The organism is Geodermatophilus sp. SYSU D00698, assembly GCF_054050335.1.
Genome location: NZ_JBJGZD010000022.1, coordinates 63,375 through 85,656, shown reverse-complemented (window position 1 = coordinate 85,656; position 22,282 = coordinate 63,375). Strand labels below are relative to the sequence as shown.

18 protein-coding genes and 1 rRNA gene are annotated in these 22,282 nt (G+C 76.2%); 9 read left to right on the top strand and 10 right to left on the bottom strand.

Annotation, left to right across the window (positions count from 1 at the left end; translation table 11 throughout):
• Window position 1: 1 nt before the first annotated feature.
• Window positions 2-118, top strand: a 5S ribosomal RNA gene (rrf, locus tag ACI8AB_RS18395).
• Between the two features lie 129 nt (window positions 119-247).
• Here rrf and ACI8AB_RS18390 read toward each other — a convergent pair.
• Both ACI8AB_RS18390 and ACI8AB_RS18385 read right to left on the bottom strand, forming a co-directional pair.
• Window positions 248-757: a phosphohydrolase gene (locus tag ACI8AB_RS18390; protein ID WP_456903642.1), complete on the bottom strand. Its 510-nt coding sequence runs from the start codon at window positions 755-757 to the stop codon at window positions 248-250.
• A gap of 196 nt (window positions 758-953) precedes the next feature.
• On the bottom strand, window positions 954-1,460 hold the full coding sequence (locus ACI8AB_RS18385) for a single-stranded DNA-binding protein (protein WP_456951304.1): 507 nt from the start codon (window positions 1,458-1,460) through the stop codon (window positions 954-956).
• A gap of 148 nt (window positions 1,461-1,608) precedes the next feature.
• Here ACI8AB_RS18385 and recD2 point away from each other — a divergent pair, with 148 nt between their 5' ends.
• The 4 genes from recD2 to ACI8AB_RS18365 all read left to right on the top strand — a co-directional run bounded on the left by recD2 (window position 1,609) and on the right by ACI8AB_RS18365 (window position 6,883).
• Complete coding sequence (recD2, locus tag ACI8AB_RS18380; RefSeq protein WP_456951303.1) at window positions 1,609-3,849, top strand: SF1B family DNA helicase RecD2; 2,241 nt, start codon at window positions 1,609-1,611, stop codon at window positions 3,847-3,849.
• Window positions 3,850-3,951: 102 nt separating this feature from the next.
• Window positions 3,952-5,427, top strand: a complete 1,476-nt coding sequence (locus ACI8AB_RS18375; protein ID WP_387989368.1) for a hypothetical protein — start codon at window positions 3,952-3,954, stop codon at window positions 5,425-5,427.
• 66 nt (window positions 5,428-5,493) lie between these two features.
• Window positions 5,494-6,543: a PD-(D/E)XK nuclease family protein gene (locus ACI8AB_RS18370; RefSeq protein ID WP_456951302.1), complete on the top strand. Its 1,050-nt coding sequence runs from the start codon at window positions 5,494-5,496 to the stop codon at window positions 6,541-6,543.
• A gap of 73 nt (window positions 6,544-6,616) precedes the next feature.
• Complete coding sequence (locus tag ACI8AB_RS18365; protein WP_456951301.1) at window positions 6,617-6,883, top strand: hypothetical protein; 267 nt, start codon at window positions 6,617-6,619, stop codon at window positions 6,881-6,883.
• 3 nt (window positions 6,884-6,886) lie between these two features.
• Here ACI8AB_RS18365 and ACI8AB_RS18360 read toward each other — a convergent pair whose 3' ends face one another.
• The 7 genes from ACI8AB_RS18360 to ACI8AB_RS18330 all read right to left on the bottom strand — a co-directional run bounded on the left by ACI8AB_RS18360 (window position 6,887) and on the right by ACI8AB_RS18330 (window position 13,741).
• On the bottom strand, window positions 6,887-8,167 hold the full coding sequence (locus ACI8AB_RS18360; RefSeq protein ID WP_456951300.1) for a class I SAM-dependent methyltransferase: 1,281 nt from the start codon (window positions 8,165-8,167) through the stop codon (window positions 6,887-6,889).
• Window positions 8,168-8,290: 123 nt separating this feature from the next.
• Window positions 8,291-9,856: an adenylate/guanylate cyclase domain-containing protein gene (locus ACI8AB_RS18355; RefSeq protein WP_456951299.1), complete on the bottom strand. Its 1,566-nt coding sequence runs from the start codon at window positions 9,854-9,856 to the stop codon at window positions 8,291-8,293.
• Between the two features lie 197 nt (window positions 9,857-10,053).
• On the bottom strand, window positions 10,054-10,545 hold the full coding sequence (locus tag ACI8AB_RS18350) for a DUF5313 family protein (protein WP_456951298.1): 492 nt from the start codon (window positions 10,543-10,545) through the stop codon (window positions 10,054-10,056).
• Between the two features lie 76 nt (window positions 10,546-10,621).
• Window positions 10,622-11,134 (bottom strand): MarR family winged helix-turn-helix transcriptional regulator, encoded by a 513-nt coding sequence (locus tag ACI8AB_RS18345; RefSeq protein WP_456951297.1) that lies wholly within the window; start codon window positions 11,132-11,134, stop codon window positions 10,622-10,624.
• A 183-nt stretch (window positions 11,135-11,317) separates the two neighbouring features.
• Window positions 11,318-12,025: a hypothetical protein gene (locus ACI8AB_RS18340; RefSeq protein ID WP_456951296.1), complete on the bottom strand. Its 708-nt coding sequence runs from the start codon at window positions 12,023-12,025 to the stop codon at window positions 11,318-11,320.
• Window positions 12,026-12,323: 298 nt separating this feature from the next.
• Entirely contained in the window at window positions 12,324-13,334 is a 1,011-nt protein-coding gene (locus ACI8AB_RS18335; protein WP_456951295.1) for an amidohydrolase family protein, read from the bottom strand.
• A complete protein-coding gene (locus ACI8AB_RS18330; protein ID WP_456951294.1) occupies window positions 13,331-13,741 on the bottom strand; it encodes a metal-sulfur cluster assembly factor in 411 nt (136 codons plus the stop codon). The genes ACI8AB_RS18335 and ACI8AB_RS18330 overlap by 4 nt, the downstream gene beginning before the upstream one ends.
• A 326-nt stretch (window positions 13,742-14,067) precedes the next feature.
• Between ACI8AB_RS18330 and ACI8AB_RS18325 the strand changes: the two genes are divergently transcribed.
• The 4 genes from ACI8AB_RS18325 to ACI8AB_RS18310 all read left to right on the top strand — a co-directional run bounded on the left by ACI8AB_RS18325 (window position 14,068) and on the right by ACI8AB_RS18310 (window position 21,195).
• Entirely contained in the window at window positions 14,068-16,215 is a 2,148-nt protein-coding gene (locus ACI8AB_RS18325) for a DEAD/DEAH box helicase (RefSeq protein ID WP_456951293.1), read from the top strand.
• Window positions 16,216-16,282: 67 nt separating this feature from the next.
• Entirely contained in the window at window positions 16,283-18,199 is a 1,917-nt protein-coding gene (locus ACI8AB_RS18320; RefSeq protein ID WP_456951292.1) for an acyl-CoA dehydrogenase family protein, read from the top strand.
• A 27-nt stretch (window positions 18,200-18,226) separates the two neighbouring features.
• The gene (locus tag ACI8AB_RS18315; protein ID WP_456951291.1) at window positions 18,227-18,994 is read left to right on the top strand and encodes an alpha/beta fold hydrolase; all 768 of its coding nucleotides are present in this window, start codon (window positions 18,227-18,229) and stop codon (window positions 18,992-18,994) included.
• Window positions 18,991-21,195 carry an FUSC family protein gene (locus ACI8AB_RS18310; protein WP_456951290.1) on the top strand — a complete coding sequence of 735 codons (2,205 nt, stop codon included), beginning with the start codon at window positions 18,991-18,993 and terminating at the stop codon, window positions 21,193-21,195. Before ACI8AB_RS18315 ends, ACI8AB_RS18310 begins: the two co-directional genes overlap by 4 nt.
• Here ACI8AB_RS18310 and ACI8AB_RS18305 read toward each other — a convergent pair.
• Entirely contained in the window at window positions 21,177-22,004 is an 828-nt protein-coding gene (locus ACI8AB_RS18305) for a class I SAM-dependent methyltransferase (RefSeq protein ID WP_456951289.1), read from the bottom strand. The genes ACI8AB_RS18310 and ACI8AB_RS18305 overlap by 19 nt on opposite strands.
• Window positions 22,005-22,282 lie beyond the last annotated feature (278 nt).

Below are 22,282 nucleotides of genomic sequence, written 5' to 3'. Positions count from 1 at the left end.
TTACGGCGGCCATGGCGAGAGGGAAACGCCCGGATCCATTCCGAACCCGGAAGCTAAGCCTCTCAGCGCCGATGGTACTGCCCCGGAGACGGGGTGGGAGAGTAGGACGCCGCCGGACAACTCTTCACCGAAAGGGCCCCCACCACCCGGTGGGGGCCCTTTCGGCATTCCCCAGAAGAGTGCGGAGCAGGACCGCGTGGCTGCATGGCTTCGCTGTTGCGTCCTGACGAAACCCTCCCCGATGTCCTCAGACGAGGACGCGCCGGCCGTGGACGGGGTCCGCGGCCTCGGCCGCGAGCAGGATCCGCCGCGCGGGCCGGTATCGGCCCTCCCGCAGGCTGCGCGCCCGGGCCGGGTCGGTGGCTGCCTGCTGGGCGGCGGCCGCGAGCAGGTGCTGGTTCTCGGCCAGCTTGACCAGGCGGCCGAGCGGGTGCGCCGCACACCGCCGGATGAGGCCGGCGATGTAGGGCTCGCCCGGACGGGGCGTGACGGCGTCGATCGCCTCGACGACGACCGCCGGGACACCCAGGGCGAGGAGCCGGGGCAGGTCGTAGCGGCGGGCGGGATCGGGATGGTCCGCGGTCGTCCGGGCGACGTCCTGCAGCACTCCTGCCATCTCCGCCTCCGGCCCGTACGGCCGCAGCGACTCGGCGATCGGTCGCAAGCGCGCCAGGTAGAGGTCCCGGCCGTGCTCGTCGGTCTGCCCCTCGTGGGCGGCCAGGGCGAGGAGGTGGGCGTCGGGAACGGTGAACGCCACGGGTCCGAGGCTAGGCGGTGCCCGGCGCGCCGGGTCCCCGTGCGGGCCGTGTCGGTCGGCGCTCCGACGGGATCACAGCCGCACGTGGTCGACGGAGCCCGCCCGGGCCCGCGCTCGAGGCGGCGGGCCCGGGCGAGCCGGGCGCCGGGACGGTGCCGGCCCCGGGGTCAGGGACCGTGGAGCCGGACCGCCCCGGTCAGAACGGCGGCTCCTCCTCGGCGAAGCCGCCGACCGGCGCCGCGGCCCAGGGATCGGGCGAGCTGCCCCGGCCGGCACCGTTGCGGACCTCCCGGGGAGCCTGTCCGCCACCGGGACCCCCACCGGGACCGTCCCCGGAGCGGGCGACCTTGGCGACGGTCGCCGTCGCGTACCGCAGGGACGGGCCGATCTCGTCGACCTCGAGCTCGATGACGGTGCGCTTCTCGCCCTCCTTGGTCTCGAAGGACCGCTGCTTGAGGCGCCCCTGCGCCATGACCCGGGAGCCGCGGGTCAGCGACCCCGCGACGTTCTCGGCCATCTGGCGCCAGCAGCTGCAGCGCAGGAAGAGCGCGTCGCCGTCCTTCCACTCCTGGGTCTGGCGGTCCAGGGTGCGGGGGGTCGAGGCGATGGTGAAGTCGGCAACCGCCGCTCCCGAGGGCGTGAAACGCAGCTCGGGGTCGCTGGTCAGGTTGCCGACGACGGTGATGACAGTGTCGCCGGCCATGATCCGGTCCTCCGTGTTGTCAGTGCATCGCTCAGGTGAGCGTCCGGAGGTTACGAGCACCGTCCGACAGTTCCGTGCGCTCCCCGGATTTCGTCATCGGGTGGTGTGACGATCGGGGGAGGACGGCGGAGCACCGAGGGGACGGCGAGTGGCAGAGGCGCGGACGGGGGCGGTCCTGGAGGCGACGCTGGAGCGGATCACGTTCGCGAACGCCCAGACCGGCTACACCGTGGCCCGGGTCGACACCGGGCGCGGAGGTGACCTGGTCACCGTGGTGGGCTCGCTGCTCGGCGCCCAGCCGGGGGAGACGCTGCAGCTGCGCGGCCGCTGGGGCGCGCACCCCCAGTACGGCCGCCAGTTCCAGGTCGAGGACTACACGACCGTGCTGCCGGCCACGGTGCAGGGCATCCGGCGCTACCTCGGCTCGGGGCTGGTCAAGGGGATCGGCCCGCGCCTGGCGGCGCAGATCGTCGACCACTTCGGGGCCGACGCGCTGCGGGTGATCGAGGAGCAGCCGGCCCGGCTGGCCGAGGTGCCCAAGCTCGGCCCCAAGCGCACCCGGCTGATCACCGAGGCCTGGGAGGAGCAGCGGGCGATCAAGGAGGTGATGGTCTTCCTGCAGGGCGTCGGGGTCTCCACCTCGCTCGCCGTGCGCATCTACAAGCAGTACGGCGGCGCCTCGATCGGCGTCGTCCGCACGGAGCCCTACCGCCTGGCCGCCGAGGTCTGGGGCATCGGCTTCAAGACCGCCGACACGATCGCCGCCGCGGTCGGCATCCCGCACGACAGCACCCAGCGGGTGGAGGCCGGCCTGCAGTTCGTGCTCTCGGAGGCGACCGGGCAGGGCCACTGCTTCCTCCCCGAGCCGGAGCTCATGGCCCGCGCGGTCGAGATGCTGCAGGTCCCCGCCGACCTGGTGCGCCACTGCCTGGCCCTGCTGGTCGCCGACCAGGGACTGATCCGCGACGAGCTGCCCGGCGCGCACGGCGCCCCGCCCACCGTGGCCCACTACCTCGTCCCCTTCCACCGGGCCGAGGTCTCCCTCGCCGCCGGGCTGCGGAGGCTGGCCACCGCGGCCGAGGACCGCATGCCGGCCTTCGCCACCGTCGACTGGGACGCCGCGCTGGCCTGGCTGCACCGGCGCACCGGGGTCGAGCTCGCGCCCGGCCAGCGGGACGCCGTCCGGCTGGCCCTGACCGAGCGGCTCGCCGTCCTCACCGGCGGGCCCGGCTGCGGCAAGAGCTTCACGGTGCGCTCGATCGTCACCCTCGCGAAGGCCAAGGGCGCGCGGATCGTGCTGGCGGCGCCCACCGGCCGGGCGGCGAAGCGGCTCACCGAGCTGACGGGGGTCGAGGCGGTGACCGTCCACCGGCTGCTGGAGCTGCGCCCCGGCGGCGACGCCGCCTACGACCGGGACCGGCCGCTCGACGCCGACCTGGTCGTCGTCGACGAGTCCTCGATGCTGGACCTGCTGCTGGCCAACAAGCTGGTGCGGGCGGTCCCGCCGGGCGCGCACCTGCTCCTGGTCGGCGACGTCGACCAGTTGCCGTCGGTCGGCGCCGGCGAGGTGCTGCGCGACCTGCTCGCCGAGGGCACCCCGGTGCCGCACGTGCGCCTGACGCAGGTCTTCCGGCAGGCCAGCCGGTCCGGGGTGGTGGCCAACGCCCACCGGATCAACGCCGGCACCCCGCCGCAGGTGCAGGGCCTCGACGACTTCTTCCTGTTCCCCACCGACGACGCCGAGGGGGCCGCCCGGCTCACCGTGGACGTCGTCACCCGGCGGATCCCGGCCCGGTTCGGCCTCGACCCGCGCCGCGACGTCCAGGTGCTCACCCCGGTGCACCGCGGCCCCGCCGGGGCCGCCGGCCTCAACGAGCTGCTGCAGGAGGCGCTCACCCCGGCGCGGCCCGACCGCGCGGAGAAGCGTTTCGGCGGGCGGGTGTTCCGCGTCGGGGACAAGGTCACCCAGGTCCGCAACGACTACGACAAGGGCCGCAACGGCGTCTTCAACGGCACCCAGGGCGTCGTCACCGCGATCGACCCGGTGGACCAGAAGGTCACCGTGGTCACCGACGAGGACGAGGCGATCGAGTACGACTTCGCCGAGCTCGACGAGCTGGTGCACGCCTACGCGGTCACCGTGCACCGCTCGCAGGGCAGCGAGTACCCGTGCGTCGTCGTCCCGCTGACCACCAGCGCCTGGATGATGCTGCAGCGCAACCTGCTCTACACCGCGGTCACCCGGGCCAAGCAGCTCGTCGTGCTGGTCGGCTCGCCCCGGGCGCTGGCCCAGGCCGTGCGGGCCGCCGGGTCGGGGCGCCGGCACACCGCCCTCGCCCACCGGCTGCGCGGCCGGGTGTCCTCCGACGACGGCCCGGACCAGGACTGACGCGGTTCCCGGGACGGGGTGTCAAGTCGACACGCCGTTTTGTCGGTACCCCTCCGTAGGTTCGGGATCGACATCTTCCCCGTGTCATCCAAGGAGTCCGACATGGCCGTCCCTGGCCTCAAGACCCGCAAGCCCACCGGCCGCGTGCCGTGGCCGTGCATCCTCCTCGAGGGCGAGGAGAAGGCAGGAAAGAGCTGGGCGCTGGCCCAGTTCAGCAGCAGTGACCGGATCGGCGCGCTCTACTGGATCGACCTCAACGAGGGCGCCGGTGACGAGTACGGCGCGATCCCCGGTGCGAGGTACCAGCTCATCGAGCACGACGGCTCCTACGCCGCGGTGTTGGCCGCCGTCCAGGCGGTCAAGGCCGAGGCCCGCCGCGCCTCCGACGCCGGCGAGCCCCCGGTCGTGCTCGGCATCGACACCGGCTCGGCGATCTGGGACGGCCTCAAGGACTGGGCCAGCGAGCGCGCCGCGAAGTCCGCCCGCAACCGCGAGCTGCTCAAGCGCGACCCCAACGCCGAGGTGACCATCAGCCAGAACCTGTGGAACGACGCCGGCGCCCGCTGGCGCAAGCTGCAGACCGAGCTGCTCACCTTCCCGGGGATCGTCGTCGTGACCGCCCGCGGCAAGGAGGTCACCGAGGTCGACAGCAACGGCCGCCCGATCGAGGGGCAGAAGACCTGGTCGGTGCAGACCCACCGGGAGTTCCCGTACGCGGCGAGCGTGTGGATGCGGCTGCGCCGCGGCCGCCGGCCGCTGATCGTCGGCGCGCGCAGCGTGCACGTGGGCATCAAGCCCAACGACGACCCGGCCCGCGAGGTCACCGACCCGAAGGCCTCCGGCCGGCTGCTGGAGTGGCTGGTGTTCGACGCGCTCAAGTGCGACCCGGGTACCGCGCACGTGCGTGACCTCGTCTCCTTCCACGGCGGCGGGCTGCTCGACCACGAGCGCACCGAGGAGGCGCAGCAGGCCCGCCCGGCCGCCCGGGCCGGCGGGCGGGGCGAGCCGGACGCCGCCGACCTGGTCGCGCGGATCGACGACGCCCGCGACGACGACGAGCTGCGCGCGGTCTGGACCGAGGCCAACCGCAACGGCCTGCTGCAGGCCGACGTCCCCACCGCCGGTGGCTCGTACACGGTCGCGGAGCTGATCCGCGCCCGGCACGAGCAGCTGGTCGAGGCGTCGGTGGAGGCCCACCCCGCCGGCCGGCGCCGGGTCGCGGCCGGCGACCCGTCGGTCCCGCAGACGCCCGCCGCGGTGCTGCAGGCCGCCCAGGCCGCGGCGGCGGCCGCGCAGGCGGCCGTCTCGGCGCCCCGGCCCGACGCCGAGGAGGCCGCGCCGGCGAACCCGCTGCTGGAGTCCTCGCCGACCCCGGACGACCCGCGGGAGCGGCGGAACACCGCGGCCCGCCGGGGCGTGCTGGCCAGTCTGGAGAGCCTGGGCGTGACCGACGAGCAGATCGGCGCCCGGTTCGGCCGGTCCGTCGAGCACGTGGCCACCAAGCGGCTGACCGCACTGGTGCGCGCGGTCATCGCCGAGCGCCGGGACGGCGACGACGGTCGTGCGGACGTCGCCTGAGCCGCGGGACGGGGCGGGGCCGGTCCACCCGGCCCCGCTCCGCCGCCTCCTCCGGAGGGCGGGACGGTGACCGCCGTGCTGCCCGCGCGCGCCAGCGCCGCCGAGCGGCGGGCCGCGCCCAGCCTGGCCGCGGCGGTCCGGGACCTCGACAGCCGCCGGGCCCGCTCCCGGCAGCGGATGATCGGCGCCTCCGAGGTCGGCGAGTGCCGCCGCCGGGCGGCCTACCGGATCGCCCGCCGCCGCCCCACCAACGCCCGCGCCGGGCTGCAGGCCTTCATCGGCACCGAGCTGCACCGCGGGGTGCTCCGGGCGCTGCGCCGCCAGTACGGCGGGCTGACCGAGGTGGGCCTGCGGGGCGAGCAGGTCAAGGGCCGCTGCGACTGGTGGCACGAGCCGGTGGTGGAGGACCTCAAGACGACGTCGCGGTTCGGCTTCGAGCGGGTCCTCACCCGCGGCGTGCCGGTCCGGCACTGGTTCCAGGTGGCCCTCTACGGGTGGCTGCTGCGCACCGGGCAGACCGCCGACCGGCGGCTGCCGTCGGGGGACGGGCAGGACGTCGAGGGCCTGCGGATCCGCTACCTGTCCCGTGACTCCGGCGAGGACGTCGTCTTCGAGGCCGACCACGACCCGGCGCTGACCGCCGAGGCGCTCATGTGGCTGACCGACGTCTACGCGACCGTGGAGGAGGACGGCGTCGACGCCGTCCCGCGCGACGGGTTCGGGCCCGGCGTGGACGGGATGTGCGACTGGTGCCCGTTCCTCGATCTGTGCTGGGGGCCGCCGGTGGACCCCGAGACGGAGGGCGCGGTGTCCCGCCAGTCCCGGCTGACGGTCACCGACGCCGACTACGTGGAGGCCGTCCACGACTACGACGCCTGGCGGGCGGCGGAGAACGAGGCGCGGCGCCACAAGGAGTTCGCCCGCGAGCGGCTGCGGGGCCGCTCCGGGCCGGCCGGCGACCTGCACTGCGAGTGGTCCGGCGGCGGGATGCGCACGCAGGTCGACAAGGACGCCGCGGTCGAGCGGCTGGCCGAGCTCGGCGAGGTGGTGCCCACCCGGCGTACCCGCAGCGCGTCGACGATCCGGGTCACGCGGAACGGGATCCGGCCCGACTGAGGACCCGGTGGCGCGACGTCACCCCTCGGGTGCACCATCGAACACACGTTCGAAGAGCATCCCGGAGGCACTGATGACCACCGTCCCCACGTCCCACCTGTCCGCCGGGGAGCCGGTCCTGACCGGCGACGTCATCGGCACCGACTTCGGCCTCCCGCTGGTCCGGCCGGTCAAGACCGCCCGCGGGGGCCGGGTCCGGGTGGTGCGCTCGCGCTGCCGGGCGCACGGCGGCGTCGTCGTCTGGTTCACCGACGGCACCAAGACCCCGCCGCTGCACGGGCGCACCGGCTGGATCCTCGCCGAGCCGGGACCGGGGACGCCGGCGCGGGACGTCGCCTGACGGTCACACCCACGCGGTGCGCCGCAGCGGGGGCGGCGCGCCGCCGGCCCGCTGGGCGAGCACCTGGTCGACGCCCATGGTGCCCGCATCGAACGCCAGGGCACACGCCGCCATGTACAGCCGCCACACCCGGGCGCGCCCTTCGCCGGCGGCGGCCACCGCCTCGTCCCAGTGCCGCTCCAGCCGGGCGACCCAGGCGCGCAGGGTCAGGGCGTAGTGCCGGCGCAGCGCCTCCACGTCGAGCACCTCCAGGCCGGCGTCCTCCAGCGCGCCGACGGTCTCCGCCAGGCCCAGCAGCTCCCCGTCGGGGAAGACGTAGCGGGCGATGAACGAGTCCGGGTCCGGCCGCCACCGCCCGTCGCGCCAGGCGATGGCGTGGTTGAGCAGCCGGCCGCCGGGGCGCAGCAGGTCGCGCAGGTGCGCGGCGTACCCGGGCATCTGCTGCCGGCCGACGTGCTCGGCCATCCCGATCGAGGCGATCGCGTCGAACGGCCCGTCGGTGACCTCGCGGTAGTCCTGCACCCGCACCTCGACCCGGCCGGCCAGGCCCGCCTCCGCGACCCGCTCGCGCGCCAGGGCGGCCTGCTGGGCGGACAGCGTGACCCCGACGACGTCGGCGCCGTACCGGCGCGCGGCGTGCAGCGCCAGGCCGCCCCACCCGCAGCCCACGTCGAGCACGCGCATCCCGGGCCGGAGCCCGAGCTTGCGGCAGACCAGGTCGAGCTTGGCCTCCTGGGCGGCGTCCAGGCCGGTGCACTCGTCGGTCCACACCGCGCACGAGTAGACCAGCGTGGGCCCGAGGACGAGGGCGTAGAAGTCGTTGCCGACGTCGTAGTGGTGGGCGATCGCGGCGGCGTCCCGGCCGCGGGAGTGGCGGAGCCCGGTCCCGCCGACGCGGGCCTCCTCCGCCGGCGGGGCCGGCGGCGGCCCGACGGCGCCCAGCCGGGCGGCGGTGCGCAGCAGCGCCCAGCGCGCGGACGGGCGCAGTGGCGGGGCCGGTTCCCCCTGTCCCCACGTCGCGAGCACGCCCAGCGCGGTGAGGGTGGCGAACACGTCGCCGGGGACGTCGATGTCGCCGGCGACGTAGGCGCGGGCCAGGCCCAGCTGGACCGGCGACCACAGGACCCGGCGGAACGCCCGCCGCGAGTGGACGACGACCACCGGTGCGCCCGCCGGGCCGGTCTCGCTGCCGTCCCAGGCCCGCAGCCGGACGGGCAACCCGTCGGTGCCGAGGAGCGTCGCCAGCGCGTGCGCCGCCCGGGGCGCCACCTCCCTCGTGCCCATGTCGGCTCCTCTCGCCGCGGCCACGTCGCCTGCGCCTCCCCCGTGCAGGAGGCACCGTGCCAGCGGACCGCCCCGTCCCGCACCGGGTTCGACCACGCCGGGCGGGCCGCCCGTCCGGGCCGGTCAGTGCGAGGACCGGGCCGAGGAGGCGCCGCGCCTGCCGCCGGGCCGTGGGGCCGGGACGGCGGAGGTCCGCAGGGGGAGCTGCACGAGGTAGGCGTCCACCGCCGCGTCCCTGCCCTTGAGCTGCAGTCCCGTCACCGGCACGAGGTCGACCGCGCCCGGCAGCTGGTCGCGCGTCCCGGTGCCGACCAGGACGCCGCCGACCGGGGCGTGCTGCTGCAGCCGGGCCGCGACGTTCACGGTGTCCCCGACGGCGGGGTAGACCAGGTAGCCGCTGCCGCCCATCTCGCTGAACACGACCGGGCCGCTCTCGACGCCGATCCGCAGCCCCGGCCAGTCGGGGTGCTCGGCGCGGATCCGCGCCACCTCCGCCTGCAGTGCCGCGGCCGCCTCCACCGCGCGCAGTGCGTGGTCGGGCTGGTCCCCGGCGCGGTTGAACGTGGCGAACACGCCGTCGCCGGCGAACTTCTCCACCTCGCCGCCGAACCTCCGGGAGATCAGCGGCGCGGCCCGCTCGTAGTAGGCCCGCAGCATGGCCGCGACCTCCACCGCGTCGCGCCGGGCGGTGAAGGTGGTGAAGCCCGCCAGGTCGCCGACCAGCACGGACACCTCCCCGCGGTGCTCGCGCGTCGTCGGCAGGTAGAGGGTGCGGAAGCGCTCGTCGCGCCACTCGCGCCGCGCGGCGGCGAAGACCAGGAGGTAGGCGATGACGATCAGCGCGTGCCACACCCACCAGGCGGGGTGCCACTTGCGCTCGCCGGCCAGCGCCACGCCCACCAGGGCCTCCGCGAGCAGGCCGTAGCAGGCCACGACGCTGAAGAGCAGCAACCCGAAGTGGCTCCGGTTGACCCACCAGAGGCGGACCGCCGCCAGCAGGTAGAGGAGCGCGCCGAGCGCCGCGGCCGCCGTGAGCGCGACGTGCTCCCCGCCCTCGGCGCTCACCTGCTGCAGCGGCGGCCACTCGGCCACCGACCACACCCCCCAGACGACGATCGCCCCGAGGACGGCGCCGCGCAGCGCCTGCCGGTGGCGCGCCACCCACGCCTCGGCCGGGGGTCGAGCGTCCACCAGCGCCGACGCCGCGGCGAAGGGGGCGGCGACGAGCAGCCCGATCGTGATGGCGACGGTGAAGCCGGGCAGCGCGTCGTGGGTGAGCACGTGCTGGGTGCCGACGGCGTGCAGCGCCATGAAGCCGCTGGTCGCGAGGAACGCCAGGGACAGGAGCAGGACGCGGGCGTCCCCGCGCCGGCGGGCCGCCTCCCCGGCGACCAGCGACAGGCTGGCCGCCACGGCCCCGACGGTCAGGAAGACGGAGAAGTGCAGCGCCGGCCCGGTCCAGTGCAGCCCCTCGAAGTCGCTGCGCAGCAGGAACACCAGCCCGACCAGGGGGAGGGCCATCGCGACCAGCACCATCGCCGCGACCGTCGGCCGGCGTCCGTGGACGGCGATCAGGTGGGCGAGGGTGCCGGGTGTGGTCCGCCCCGCGCCCGCGAGTGCCGGGGCGACGTCCTCCCGGCGGTGACGGAGGGGGGACCCGGTCGCGGGGTCGCGGTGCCGGCCGCTCACCGCACGTCCCCGGGACGGGCACGAGGACGGCTGCGCCGCGGGGGCTCCTCCCGGAGCCGGCGGCGTGCGCTCCCGGCCGACGTGGCCGGTGCCGAAGCCACGGAGGGCAGTGTGCTCCCGGCGAGGGGGCGGGCACCAGCACCGCGGTACCCGCCGTCGACCGGTGCCGCCGGTCAGTGCACCCGGCGGCTGCGCACCTAGCGGCCCGTCCGGTCGCGGTAGCGGGCGGCGCGCCGGGCCGCTGCGGCCTGGCGGCGCTGCCGGTCGCGCTGCTCGCGCGCCTCCCACCGGGCCTCGCGGTGGGCGGCGGCGGTGCCGACCGGGTAGCCGGCCTTGACCACGCGGTTCTCGGTCGCCTCCACCATGTAGGCCAGCGAGTAGACCATCCCCAGCGCGATGCCCCCGCCGGCCGCCGCCAGCCGCAGCCCCCAGCCGGCCGGTAGCAGGAGCATGACCAGGGCGATCGGGACCGCCATCTGCACGAGGCTGCGCACGACGTGGCGCGCCCACCAGGTGCTCGTCGTCGTGTCGAACAGGACCCAGCCGCGGTTGCGCCGGGGGAGTCCGCCGCCGAGGGCGTACCACAGCCACCGGTGGGGGGCGGGGCGGACGACGGGGTCGGCCGGTGCACCGGACGTCGGGCGAGGCTGGGTCATGTGGGTGGTGTGCTCCTGCTCGGTGACGGCCACGCCTCCATCGTCCCCTGGATTCCATGGGGCACCAAGCATTGGTGGACCATGTGTCGGACCCGACAGTCGGGGCGGTTCACGCTCGATCGCGGGCGGCCAGCGCCTCCTGCGAGGCGGCGATCACCCGGGTGAGGGCCCCGTGCAGGCTCACCAGCTCCTCGAGGGGCATGCCGAGACGCTCGACGACGCCGGCCGGGATGGCCTCGGCCCGGGCGCGCAGTGCCAGCCCCTCCTCGGTCAGGGCGAGCGCCAGGTTGCGCTGGTCCGCGGGATCGCGCTCACGGCGCAGCAGGCTGGCCGCCTCGAGCCGCTTGAGCAGGGGGGAGAGGGTGCCGGGGTCGAGCTGCAGCAGCCCCGACAGCCGCTTCACCGACAGCGACCCGTGCTGCCACAGTGCGAGCATCACCAGGTACTGCGGATGGGTCAGGCCCAGCGGCTCCAGGACGGGGCGGTACACGGCGACCACGTTGCGCGCGGCCACCGAGAGCGCGAAGCACACCTGCCGGTCGAGGGCGAGCACGTCCTCGGAGGCGAGGGCGCGCAGGTCCTCGGACCCGGTGGGAGCCTGCGGCGTCTGGCTCGTGGTCACCCCGCCAGGGTAGGACGTTGGGGTACCAACGGTTCGGCCGCCAACGGGTTACCGCTCACTCCCCGCAGCGCAGGGGCAGCGCGCCGGCCCGCGGGTGCGGGAGGTGCGGTGCGGGCCCGGCGCCACCTCGACGTCGTGCCTGGCCCGCGGCTGCCGGCCGGCCACCGCCCGCCGCGCCCGCCGTCAGTCCGCGCAGAGCGTGGTCACCCGCACGGCCCCGACGAACGGCGCCTCCCAGCGCCTGCGGAACTCGGTGACGTGCTGCTCGGTGGGGAAGTACACGGCGACGGCGTGCTCCGACCGGTCGCGGCCCAGCGCCTCTGCCGCCCCCTCGTCACACGCCAGCTCGCCCAGGCCGGCGCCCGGCCAGAGTTCCTGGACGTCGGCGAGGACCTGCTGGAGCGCGGGGTCGCCGGGCGCTCCCACGGCGACGTAGGCGGCCCAGAGGCGGGCGCCGTGCGTCGGGGTGGACTCGATCGGCCAGCCGGGGAGGCCCTCGGTCCCGTTGCCCGGGCCGTTGCCCGTGCCCTCGTCACCGGGGTCCTGGGGCGCCGAGGTCCCCGCGGCGGTGCCGTCGTCCGCGGTGCCGTCGTCCGCGGTGCCGTCGTCCGCGGTGCCGTCGTCCGCGGTGCCGTCGTCCGCGGTGCCGTCGTCCGCGGTGCCGTCGTCCGCGGTGCCGTCGTCCGCGGTGCCGTCGGTGGTGGTGCCGTCGGTGGTGGTGCCCTCGTCGGTCGCGTCGGCCGGTGCCGGCGGCGGGGTCGCGGACGCCTCGACGGAGGGGCTCGCGGAGCTGCCGGTGGTCGGAGAGGCCGTCCCGGCCGCTCCGCCCGAGCAGCCGGCCAGCAGCAGGGCGCCGGCGAGGAACGACGACACGAGCGCGGAGCGGTTCACGGGGACCTCCTCGGATCTGAGGCCGTGAGGATCGACAGTCCGCGCAGGGGTCGCCAGGGGGACCGTGCGTCCGCTGTCGCCGAAGTCCCGGTGCCGGGTGCACGACACCTGCCAGTTCCGCGGCGTGGTCTCCCGGGTCCCCGGGCGAGTCGCTCACTCCGCCGTGAGCCGTGCACGGACGGTCACCGGACGGGGCGGCGGCAAGGAGCCCCGCACGCACGCGCTCCTCGAGCACGGCGAGCCGCCACGGCTGCCCGCCACGCCGCCGGCCGGATCGTCCTCCGTCCCCGACCCCGGATCAGTGCTGCTGGGGGCGGCCCAGCCGTGCCTTCGTCTCCTCCACGTCGAACCCGTGCAGGCGGAGCAGGTTCTCGCCGAGGATCTTCCGCTTGGCGACGTCGGTGAGCTGCGGATAGCCGTAGCCCTCGCACAGGTCCTGCGGGATGGAGAAGTCCATGAAGGCCCGCAGCGCCCACTGCGGCTGCCAGATCGGCGCCTCCGAGCCGTACACGATCTTGTCCTCGCCGCACCAGAACAGCAGCTTGCCGAGGATCTCGGCGAACCCGCGCGGCGCCCGCACGATCAGGTTGATCGTCGCCGCCAGCGAGGCGTACAGGTTGGGCCAGCGGATCAGCTGCCAGCAGGTCTCGTCGATGAACGGCAGCCCGACGTGGAAGATCACGAAGTTGATGTCCGGGAAGGCGGCCGCGGCGCCGTCCATGTCCCATGTCTGGGTCGCCTCGACCGGCTGCGGCCCCAGCGGCACGCCCTTGTGCACGCCGATGAGGTTCACCCCGAGCTCCTGGGCCTTCTCGAACACCGGGAAGGCGACCCTCGGGTCGTCCATCCGCCACGGGAACGGGGAGCCGTAGTCGTAGCGGACGTTGTAGAACTTGAACGCCCTGGCGCCGAACTCGCCGACCTGGCGCTCCATCAGGTCCAGCGCCCGGCGCCCCTCGAGCGGGTTGACCGAGCCCCAGAACACCGTCCGGTCCGGGTCCCGCATCGCCAGTTCCGCGCACGTCTCCCACGGGGAGAGCCCGTCGCGGAACAGGTCGGTCAGCGGCAGCGGCATCGCGGCCAGCATGTCTGTGTCGGACTGCTCGTAGACCATCTGCCGGATGTCGGCCGGCGTCCACTCCCGGAGGAACTCCTCCGCCGACAGCGTCGGCTCGCCGTCCGGGGTCAGCGTCGTGTGGAAGGCGTACAGGTGGTTGGCGAACATCTGCCCCGGTGACCCGAACGCGTTCTTGGCCGTGAAGTTGAACGGGTGCGCGACCCCGTCGAACACGAATGCGTCGCCGATCATGGTCGTCCTCCTGGGCTGGGGCCGAGCGGCCGGGAGCGGTGGGCGGTGAGGAAGGCGTCGCGGTCGGGGACGGCGACGGGGTCGGGGAGGGACCGCAGCCGGCGGGCGGCCGCGGGGGAGAGCCGGTCGGTCGTCCAGGCCTCGTCCCAGACGACCTCCACCTCGCAGGTCTCGACGCCGGGCTGCCGCCGGATCGCCGTCTCGACGTCGCTGACCACCCGGGCGGCGAACGGGCACCAGCCCGAGGTGAGCAGCAGCTCGACCCGGACGTGGCCGTCGCGGACGTCGACCGACCGGAGCAGGCCCATGTCGACGACGGAGATGCCCTTCTCCCGGCAGCAGGGGTCGAACACGGTGGACAGCGCGCGGGCGGCCCACCCGGGTACCGCGGGGGACGGCTGTGTCATCCCGCCATGGTGTGACCTGGGCCACAGTCGGACCAGGGGTTCGGCCACGACCGGTCCCGTCCGGCCGGCGGGGGAGGGCCCGGGAACAGCGCGGCTCCCCGGGTGTTGACACCATGGAGGCCCCGCCCCCGGGACCGGAGCGGGTCGCCCGACGGCGACCTCCCGCCGGCCGGGGCTCCCGGGCCGCCGTCCGCGGTCCCCGGGCGCCCTCGGGCGCCCCGCCCGACGCGGGGCACCGGACCCCGTCCGGAGCGTCCCCGCTCCGGCCGCGGGACCGTGCGCGACGCTGCCGCGGCGACCGTGCCCGGCACTGCAGAGGAGGATCCTTGGCTCGACCAGGCCAGCGCCAGTCAGGCGCTCGCCGCAGCGCCCCGCGCGACCAGCGGCGGGGCCGCCGTGACGACGACGTCGTCGCGGTGCTCGCCCGCACCGTCCGGGACGTGGAGGCGGCCGCCCGGCGCGGGCGCGTGACGCCCTCCGTGCGCACGCGGTTCCAGGCCGTCGCGCTGCTGCTGCGCGACGAGCGCGCCCGCGTCCGCGCGGACACGGGCCTCAGCGACGGCCGCCGCAGCGAGCAGCTCAAGCGCCTGGACGGCGTGGCGACCATCCTCGCGACGACCGCCGTCCGCGACGCCGGGCTGCTGGCGCTGCTCGGCGAGGACGCCGTCGTCTCCGACGCGGCCCGGTCGCTCGTGCGCGAGATGCAGAAGGCCGCCGGTGTCGAGCCGGTCGTCGAGGAGGCCGCGCCGGCCGACGTCCCGGACGAGCCCGGCGCTCCCCAGCGCCGCGCCGTGCCGCAGTCGGTCATCTCCCGGCAGCTGGCCAACCCGTTCCTCGCCCCGGACTTCTCCGCCGCCGCCCCGCGCGCCCCGCGCCCGCGCCGCCTGGCCGGCTGGGAGCTGCTCGGCCCGCTGCTGACCTCCTTCGAGCGCGCCGGCGGCGGGGCCCCGGCGTGCATGGACCTGCCCTTCCCGACGGACCGCTTCACCCCGGCCGGGCTGGAGCTGATGCCGCACCAGGGGCAGCTGGTCGCCGCGGCCGCGGCCGGGCACCGGACCTTCCTGCTCGCCGACGAGCCCGGCCTGGGGAAGACCGCGCAGGCGCTGCTCGCCGCGGAGGCGGCCGACGCCTATCCGCTGCTCGTCGTCGTGCCCAACGTCGTCAAGACCAACTGGGCGCGGGAGGCCGGCCGCTGGACGCCGCACCGCCCGGCCACCGTGGTGCAGGGCGACGGCGAGACGGTCGACGGCTTCGCCGACGTCGTCGTCGTCAACTACGAGGTCCTCGACCGCCACGTGGGCTGGCTCGGCGACTTCGGCTTCCGCGGCATGGTCGTCGACGAGGCGCACTTCATCAAGAACAAGACCTCGCAGCGCTCGCAGCACGTCCTCGCGCTGTCCGAGCGGATCCGGTCGCGCACCGTGCGGCCGCTGCTGATGGCCCTCACCGGCACCCCGCTGATCAACGACATCGAGGACTTCCGGGCCATCTGGCAGTTCCTCGGCTGGATCGACGACGCCAAGCCGCTCGGCGAGCTGATGGACGCGCTCGAGGACACCGGCCTGACGCCCGCGGACCGCGGCTTCTCCGCCGCCGCCCGGCAGTGCGTGATCGACCTGGGGATCGTGCGCCGCCGCAAGGTCGACGTCGCCGCCGACATCCCCGCCCGCCGCATCGCCGACCTCCCGGTCGAGCTGGACGGCGCCGCCGGCCGTTCGATCCGGGCGGCCGAGCAGGAGCTGGTCCGCCGGATGGTGCGGCAGTACGAGACCGCGCTCGCGGCGCGGACCTCCGGCGTCGTCGAGGGGATCGACGCCGACCTGGTGCGCCGGGTGGCCCGGTCCGAGCTGAAGGACGCCACCACCACGACCGGCGAGAACGTGTTCGGCATGATGCGGCGGATCGGCCGGGCGAAGGCCGGGCTGGCCGCCGACTACGCCGCCCAGCTGGCCCGCAGCGCCGGCAAGGTCGTCTTCTTCGCCAAGCACGTCGACGTCATGGACGCCGCCGAGGAGACCTTCGCCCGGCAGGGCGTGCGGTTCTCCTCCATCCGGGGCGACCAGACGCCGACGGCGCGGCAGCGGGAGGTCGACGCGTTCGTCACCGACCCCGACGTCCACGTCGCGGTGTGCTCGCTGACCGCGGCGGGCGTGGGGCTCAACCTGCAGGTCGCGTCCAACGTCGTGCTCGCCGAGCTGTCGTGGACCGACGCCGAGCAGACCCAGGCGATCGACCGCAGCCACCGCATCGGCCAGACCGAGCCGGTCACCGCGTGGCGGATCATCGCCGCCCAGACCCTCGACGCGCGGATCGCCGAGCTGATCGACACCAAGGCGGGCCTCGCCGCCCGGGCGCTGGACGGCTCCGACGAGGAGGTGTCCTCGTCGGCGGACGTGCAGCTCGAGGCGCTCGTGGCGCTGCTGACCGACGCGCTGCGGACGTCGTCCGGGCAGGAGGAGGCCCTCGGCGCCTGACCGCATCGCGCCGGTCCTCGTGCCGGGGACCGTTGTCCCGGCGTGGGGACCGGCGCGATGCTGCCCCATGGCGTCGAACCCCACGTACGAGCAGTCGAAGCAGGTCGCCGAGGCCGGCCGCGAGGCCGCGTGGACCCGGCCGTCGTTCGGCCGGGAGCTGTTCCTCGGCAACCTCCGCCTGGACCTGGTCCACCCGCAGCCGGAGCTCGACCCGGCCGCGGTGACGAAGGGGGAGGCGTTCCTCGAACGCCTCCGCGCCTTCCTCACCGAGCGCGTCGACCCCCAGCGGATCGAGCGGGAGGCGAGGATCCCCGCCGACGTGGTCCGGGGCCTCGGGGAGCTGGGCGCCCTCGGCATGAAGATCCCCGAGGAGTACGGGGGACTGGGGCTCAGCCAGGTGTACTACAACCGGGCGCTGGCCCTGGCCGGCACCTGGCACTCGTCGATCTCGACGCTGCTGTCGGCGCACCAGTCGATCGGCCTGCCCGAGCCGCTGCGCCTGTTCGGTTCTGAGGAGCAGAAGCGGACCTGGCTGCCCCGGCTCGCCCGCGACGCCGTCTCGGCGTTCCTGCTCACCGAGCCCGACGTCGGCTCCGACCCCGCCCGGATGAGCACCACGGCGGTCCCGACCGACGACGGCACCGGCTACCGGATCACCGGCACCAAGCTGTGGGCGACCAACGGCGCCATCGCCGACGTCGTCGTGGTGATGGCCGTCGTCCCCGCGTCCGAGGGCCACCGGGGCGGCATCACCGCCTTCATCTGCCCCACCGACCGCCCGGGCGTCACGGTCGAGCACCGCAACGCGTTCATGGGGCTGCGGGGCATCGAGAACTCGGTGACCCGCTTCGACGACGTCCTCGTCCCCGCGGGCGACGTCATCGGCGGCGAGGGGAGGGGGCTGCGGATCGCCCTCACCACGCTGAACACCGGCCGCCTGTCGCTGCCGGCGTTCTGTCTGGCGGAGGCCCGGTACGCCCTGAAGATCGCGCGCGAGTGGTCGGCCGAGCGCCGGCAGTGGGGCCGGCCGATCGGCGAGCACGACGCGATCGCGCAGAAGCTCGCGTGGCTCGCGGGCACCGCGTTCGGACTCGAGGCGGTGCTCGAGGTGTCCAGCCGCCTCGCCGACGACAAGCGCAACGACATCCGCATCGAGGCCGCCCTCGCCAAGCTCTACGGCTCCGAGCTCGGGTGGACCGCCGTCGACGAGATGGTGCAGATCCGCGGCGGCCGCGCCTACGAGACCGCCGAGTCCCTCGCCCGGCGCGGCGAGAAGCCGGTGCCGGCCGAGCAGATGCTGCGCGACATGCGCATCAACCGGATCTTCGAGGGCTCCACCGAGATCATGCACCTGCTCATCGCCCGCGAGGCCGTCGACCAGCACCTGCAGGTCGCGGGCGGCCTGCTCGGCGACTCCGGCCTGGCCGACAAGGCGCGAGCCGCCGGGAGGGCGGGCGCCTTCTACGCCCGGTGGTTCCCGGCGCTGGCCACGGGCCCCGGCCGGCGTCCCGGCGCCTTCGCCGAGTTCGGCGAGCTGGCCGGGCACCTGCGCTGGGCCGAGCGCTCCGCGCGCAAGCTCGCCCGCTCGACCTTCTACGCGATGGCCCGCCACCAGGGGCGCCTGGAGCGCAAGGGCCGGCTGCTCGGGCGGATCGTCGACATCGGCGCCGAGCTCTACGCCGTCGCCTGCGCCTGCGTGCACGCCGACACCCTCGCCCGCGAGCGGCCCGACCGCCGCCAGGAGGCGGTCGAGCTGGCCGACCTGTTCTGCGGCCAGGCCCGCCGCCGGGCCGGCCGGCTGTTCCGCGAGCTGTGGGCCAACGACGACGACCGCCAGTACGCGGCCGCGCAGCGGGTGCTCGCCGGCCGCTACGCGTGGTTCGAGGAGGACGTGCTCGACCCCGCCGGCGACGGCCCGATGATGCCGGCGCGCGCCCGGCCGGACGGGGCGCCGGTCCCGGTGGATGCCGCGGCCGCGCGGTAGGGGGCTGCCCGGGTGGCGGTGCACCGCGTGGAGCACGGGACCGGGCGGCCCGTGCTCGTGCTGCACGGCGCGGAGGTCGACCACCGCGAGACCGAGGCGTGCTCCGAGCCGCTGCTCGCCGCCGTCCCCGGCCTCCGGCGCGTCCACCCCGACCTGCCCGGGGGTGGCCGGACGCCCGCTCCCGCGGCCCTGCGCAGCGCCGACGACGTCCTCGGCGCGCTGCTCGCCTCCGCCGACGAGGGGACCGGCGGGGAGCGGTACCTGCTGGTCGGCCACTCGGCGGGCGGCCACCTCGCCCGGGCGACGGCCGCGCGGTGCCCCGCGCAGGTCGCGGGCCTCGCGCCGGTCTGCCCGCTGCTGCCGGGCGTGCGCGACGTCCCGGGGCACCGCGTCGTCGCCGGGCCCGGCGGGATCGGCGACGACGTCTTCCGGAGCTGCTTCGTGGTCCAGGCCCCGGAGATGCCCGAGCGGTACGAGCGCACCGTCGCCCCGGCTGCGGCCCTCGTCGACGAGGCGGCGGTGGAGCGGATCGGCGCCCGCCGGGAGCTCGCCCCGGACGGTGCGCCGCCCTACCCGGGCCCGACGCTGGTCGTGGCCGGGCGGCTGGGCTCCACGGTCGGGTACGCCGCCGCGGTGGAGCTGCTGGACGTCCACCCGCACGCCCCGCTCGCCGTCGTCGACGACGCCGGGCACGCGCTGCCCCACGAGCGGCCGGAGGTCCTGCGTGCGCTCCTCGCCGAGGGGCTGGCGCGCGTACGGCGACGGGACCGGTCCCCGACGCGCGGCGGGACATGACCGCGGGGACCGGCTCCCGGCCGGCCGGAGGAGCAGCCGGCCGGGCCCTGGCCCGGCTGCGGCGACGCGACCCCTCCCTGGCCGCCGTCCGGCGGGCCGGCCGGGTGACCGTCGCCTCCTGCGCGGCGTTCTACACCTGCCGGTACCTGCTCGACGCCCCGGTCGCCGCCGTCTACGGGGTGTTCGCGGCGGTCGCGCTGGGCGGCCTCTCCGAGGTCACGGGACGGCCGGCGGAGCGGACCCGGGTCTACGCCGCCAGCCTCGTGGCCGGCGCCGTGCTGGTCACCCTCGGCACCCTGCTCGCGGTCACCACGTGGACGGCGGTCCTCGGCATGCTGGCCGTGGGGTTCCTCGTCGCCTACGCCGGCGTCGGCGGGCCGCGCGTGGCCGGCGTGGTCAGCGGGCTGCAGCTGTTCTACGTGCTGCCGTGCTTCCCGCCGTACGCACCCGGCACCCTCGGCCAGCGGCTGCTCGGGATCGGGCTCGGCATCGCGCTCCTCGCCCTCGCCGACCGGGTCCTGTGGCCGGCCCCGGCGCCGGTGGACCCCGCCGTCCGCCTGGCCGACGCCGCGGGGCAGGTGGCCGCGTACGCGGGGGTGCTCGCCCGCGAGCTGCGGGACGGCGGCGAGGCGGGGTCGTCCGCGCTGCGGGCCGCTGCGGTGGACGCCGCGGCCGCCCTGCGGCTGAGCGCGCTGCCGGTCGCGGAACGGCCGCTCGGGCCCGGCGTGCGCGACCGGTGCCTGGTGCGGGCCGCGGCGGCGCTCCGCGTGGTCGCCGGCCGCCTGGGCGCGCTCGCGGACGCGTGGCCCGCCGGCGGGGGGCAGGTGCACCCCGCGACCGCGCAGCTCGTGGCGGCGGTCGGGGACGCCGTGGCCGATGCGGGGGAGGCCCTGCGCGGCGCCGGGCCGCCGCCGGCGACCGGCCGGCTCGAGGCCGCGCTCGCCGCCTTCCGCGACCGGCGCGGGCAGCAGCTGCCGGCGGTCGCCGTCGACCCTCCGGCGCTGCGGGCCGGTGTGGGCGCCGTCGCCGTCGCGGAGGCCGCCCGGAGCCTGGTGCTGACCGTCCGCGGCGCCGTCGGTGCCCTCGTCGCCGATCCGGCGGACGTCCCCGCGGACCTCTGGTTCCTCACCGCCTCTCCCCGCCGGCTGTGGTGGCAGCGGCTGCGCACGCACCTGACACCGCGGTCGGTGTACCTGCAGAACGCGGTGCGGCTGGCGCTCGGCCTCGCCGCGGCCCGCACCGTCGCCGGGGTCCTCGACCTCGCGCACGGCTTCTGGGTGCTGCTGGCGACGCTGAGCCTCATGCGGACCAGTGCGGCCGGCGACCGCTCGGTGCTGGCCCGCGCGGTGGCCGGCACCGCCGTCGGCGCCGTGGTCAGCGGGGTGGCGCTGTTCCTCGTCGGCGGGGACACGGCTGTCTACGCGTGGGCGCTGCCGGTCGTGATGGTGGTGTGCCTGGCGGCCGGCCCGCTCTCCGGGGTGGCGGCGGGGCAGGCCGGGTTCACCGTCGTCGTCGCCCTGCTGTTCGCCCAGGTCGGGCCGGCGGACTGGCGCATCGCCGAGGTCCGCTTCGAGGACGTCCTCGTCGGCGGGCTCGTCGGCGTCCTGATCGGCACCGCGGTGTGGCCGCGCGGGGGGCGGGGGGAGCTTGTCCGGGCCGCCGGGGAGTGCCTGCGGGCGGGCGCGGCGGAGGTCGTGGCCGTCGTCGGCCAGCTGACCGGGGCGGGGCCGGCGCCCCCGACCGCGCTCGGCCGGCTGGCCGGGCTGCTCGACCACACCTACGCGCAGTACCGGTCCGAACCGGCCCGGCCCGGGGCCCGGGTGGACTGGCTGGCCGTGCTCGGCGTGGTGCACCGCCTCGACCACTACGCCCGGACCCTGCGGGCCCGGTACCCCGCTGCCGGGGCACCACCCTGGCCGCGGCTCGCCGCGCAGCTGCGGACCGCGGCCGCGGACGTCGCCGCCGGTTACCAGGGGGTGGCGGCCGCCCTCGGCGCCGGCCGGGTGCTCCCGGCCCGGCCGGCCGTGCGGGTGGACCCGGTGCCCCGCGAGGAGCTCGCCGCGGCCCCGGACGACGCGCTGCGCGTGCTCGACACCTGGGGCTGGCTGCTGACGACGGCGGACGACCTGGCCGGCGTCGGCCGCGCCCTCGCGCCCGCCGCCCCGGCCGCGGCGGCGCCCCGTCAGCGCTCGAAGCGGTAGTGCAGGACGACCGTCCCCCGGCGGGACCAGGCCGTGCTGTGCGACGCGAGCCGGTGGTACAGGCGCAGCAGCGGCGGGAACAGGGCGACCTCGGGCTCCCGGCTGAGCAGGATCTCCCGGACCAGGTGCAGGCGCGGGTCCCAGCGTTCGAGTTCCTGCGGGTCGTCGATGCCGGGGAACCGGAGGAGCCCGGAGACGGCCCTGGTGCCCGGCACGAGCCGGGTCGCCCGGAGGGCGAAGCGGGAGTAGCTGTTGAAGGCGATCTCCCCGGAGGGGAAGTGGCCGGTGAGCCGGTCGAGCAGGGCGGTCACCTCGCTCCGGTCGAGGAACCCGACCAGGCCGTCGGCGACGACCACCGCCGGACGGCCGGCCGGGACCGCGTCCAGCCAGTGCCCGTCCCGCACGTCCGCGGCGATCGTGCGGGTCCGCGCGCGGGCGGGCACGACGGCGTCCCGGACGGCGACGACGGCGGGCAGGTCGACGTCGAACCAGTCCACGGTGGGCGGCGGGGCGATCCGCGCCCACCGGGTGTCCAGCCCGGCGCCCAGGTCCAGCCCGACGGCGTCCGGGTGGCGGTGCACGAAGTCGGCCGCGATCTCGTCGAGGCGCTTGGCGCGCAGCGCGCAGCTGGTGACCAGGTTGGCGTCGACGTGCACCCGGGTGGCGTCCGGGCCGAGCTCCCGGACGATCTCGTCGGCCAGCGCGTCCCCCAGGACGGGACGCGGCGAGCGGGCGTCCGCCGCCCGGGAGCGGAGCGTCACGAGGAGGCTCTGCTCCAGCGGCGTCAGGGCCGGCAGGGTGGTGACCATCGGATCGGCTCCCGGTGTGTCAGGCCCCCGTGGGACCAGCCAAGCCCTCCGGAGGCGCGCCGCTCCAGGGCACTTCGTCCCCGGGCTCGCCCGGGGGCGAGACCTCGGACCACCGGGTGCGCAGGCCTGTTTCCGCGGAGGTGCCGGTGCGACGATCGCCACGTGCTCCACCGGCGTCTCCGGTGTGCCGTCGCGATCGCCGTGCTGGTCGCCTCGGCCGCGTGCGGGTCGGGTGACGGGGCCGCGGGAGGCCCGTCGCCGACCGGCGCGCCACCGAC